This window comes from Sphingobacterium sp. IITKGP-BTPF85 (assembly GCF_001006065.1).
GTDB lineage: Bacteria > Bacteroidota > Bacteroidia > Sphingobacteriales > Sphingobacteriaceae > Sphingobacterium > Sphingobacterium anhuiense.
The window spans coordinates 1-2595 of record NZ_ASZT02000264.1; the positions used below are offsets into that span (position 1 = coordinate 1).

Sequence of the window (2595 nt, forward strand, 5' to 3'; positions counted from 1 at the left end):
TAGTTCGTAGGACGGATACGTTAATAAAGGAAATGGGTAGATTAAATTATGAGGACTTTTTGATCCCCAAAAATTAAGGTGATGTCTAATTCATAAAGTGAAAAGTATAATACTTATTTGCATCAAATAAATGATTTTTGGCAATAAATAATGAACTTCTAAATTAGCAAAGATTATATGTGTGCGATTTTGCGACAAATTTCAATGAATATCGTGATATATTACTAACTGGTAAAAGTGATTTAGATTATTAACTTTGACAAATATTGGATATTCAAATCAATTTTAGAAAACTATAATCAATTATAAACGATGAAAAATATAGCTCTTTTTACTTTCTTGCTATCATCTATTTTTTGCTTGGCTCAGCCCTCAGAAGTAAAAAAATCAATATTAATATTTTAATTGATAGTGCGTCAAACCAAATGCTGAAAAAACCTTTAATTCATTCTACATCAATCGCTATCGTTTATCAAGGTAAAGAATATATCGGTCATTATGGAGAATTAGAGAAAGGAAAAAATAATTGCCCTACTAATGAAACAATTTATGAAATTGGTTCTCTAAGTAAAACTTTTGCAGGAACACTTGCCGCGAAGGCTGTATGTGAAAATAAATTGAATATTGAAGATGAAATCCAAAAATATTTACCGGAAGACTATCCAAACTTAAAATATGGAAGTCAAACTATTCTTGTAAAACATCTGCTGTCACACACAAGTGGGTTTCCAAACATGCTTCCTTTCCAAGCAAATTCAATACTTCAGGATTTCACAAATCACGACACACCAGCTAAAATCAATGAACTTTATAAAAACTATGGCCAGAAAGATTTTTTAAGAGATCTCCATAAAGTTAAGATTGATACTGTTCCAGGTTACAGATATTCATACTCTAGCGCAGGTAGCGAACTTGTGGCTTTTATTTTAGAAAAAGTATATAAAACAAAATATGAAGAACTATTGACGGATTACCTGTCCAAAAAATTGCAATGCATAACACAAGAATCAGTCTTTCGGATCAGGAAGCAAAAAAACTTGCAGTTGGGTACCACAGTGATAATAGCATGATCACCTCAGCAATGCCACAATTACCTTGGGGAGCATCCGGTAATATGAAATCGAAAATACCTGATATGGTTAAGTATATGAAATTTCAATTAAAAAATAATAAGATCGTTGCCAAATCACATGAATCAATTTTCAAGGTTGATCCTGAGTTCAGCATTGGATATTTTTGGAATATTGCCACTGATGATAAAAAATTAGGTACATACTATGTGCATCACGGTGGCGTGCCTCGCTCCCAATGTTATATCTACATTATTCCAAAATACGATTTAAGTGCATTTATTATTACCAATCAAAGCGGTATGAACACAGCCAAGGTTATGGAAGATGCATTAAATGAAATATTTGAAAAAATAACACAGTAAGGTCGAGATGGATAAGGCTATCAAAGATACGGGAGTTTTTTATGAAAAATACTGCTAAACTAAATACAGTCCCTGCAAGCTTTTAACTTTAATAGCTTTATAATCAAATGAAAATTGACTTCAGAAATATAGATTACCTTAAACTTGGAAATACCAAACAAAGGAAAATACATAAAATAATAACCGAATATCATCTTTTCGAAATTCTCAACGAATACAAACCAATTTTAGTTGGAACAATTCCAATAAATATCGATATAGAAGAGAGTGATGTAGATATAATATTACAAGCTCATAATTTGAAGAAGTTAACGCAATTATTACTCAAGAGTTTTGCTCAATTTGCTCAATTTCGATTAAGTACCTTCAGCAATGGAGCCCTAACCTCTAATTTTATGCTAGAAGATACGCTAATAGAAATATATGCGACAGATATAGACACAGAAAAACAAAATGGATATTTACATATGATTAAAGAGTACGAAATCCTGCAGGCTAGAAATGACAGTTTTAAAATGGAAATAATAAAATTAAAAAAACAGGGAATAAAAACAGAACCGGCATTTTGCAAACTACTGAATATAGGTGGAAATCCATATGTTGAATTATTAAACTACACCGGTCAATAGTGCTGATCAACTTAGCATACCGTTATAAAAACTCACAAACAAAGATGAGTTTGGCAGAAAATTACGAGAAGCCTTAAAGCAGGTTAATAAACTTTTACAAAGCCATTCCTGAGCGAATGGCTTTATGAGTTATGTGCTATTCGATTGCCTTTTTGATGAATTGTAAATATACCACAGCGAATTGTAAATAGTTTATTCGATTTTGAACTTTTGATGTAGATTTATAATTAAAAATAACATAAATTATATGTGTATAAATGAAACTATAAAAATTTAAACAAACACTAAAGAATCAGCAACAGTCATTTTATCTATTGACTGTAATTATATAAGCGACGAACTAACAATAATATGAAAAAACTTTTATTACTTTTTACAATTGCTCATTTTTTGACTTCTTGTAATGGGCATGAAACAAAAAAAATAGATAATAAAATTGAAAAAATTGCAACTGAAAAAAAAGATACTATTAAAATCAACGAGATTAACTTAAATTCAAGTTTGGATAAAATGGAGTTGCTAACTTAGTCG

Annotated in this window: 2 protein-coding genes and 1 pseudogene; all 3 read left to right on the forward strand. The window is 30.1% G+C overall.

Going from position 1 to position 2595, the window contains the following annotated elements; genetic code table 11:
- The first annotated feature begins 425 nt into the window (after positions 1 to 425).
- The 3 genes and pseudogenes from L950_RS34655 (at position 426) to L950_RS29060 (ending at position 2592) form a co-directional block, all read left to right on the forward strand.
- Positions 426 to 1435, forward strand: a pseudogene (locus L950_RS34655) (serine hydrolase domain-containing protein).
- A gap of 107 nt (positions 1436 to 1542) precedes the next feature.
- Complete coding sequence (locus tag L950_RS24880; protein ID WP_021187816.1) at positions 1543 to 2064, forward strand: DUF4269 domain-containing protein; 522 nt, start codon at positions 1543 to 1545, stop codon at positions 2062 to 2064.
- A gap of 351 nt (positions 2065 to 2415) precedes the next feature.
- Positions 2416 to 2592, forward strand: a complete 177-nt coding sequence (locus L950_RS29060) for a lipoprotein (RefSeq protein WP_021187817.1) — start codon at positions 2416 to 2418, stop codon at positions 2590 to 2592.
- Positions 2593 to 2595: the final 3 nt, after the last annotated feature.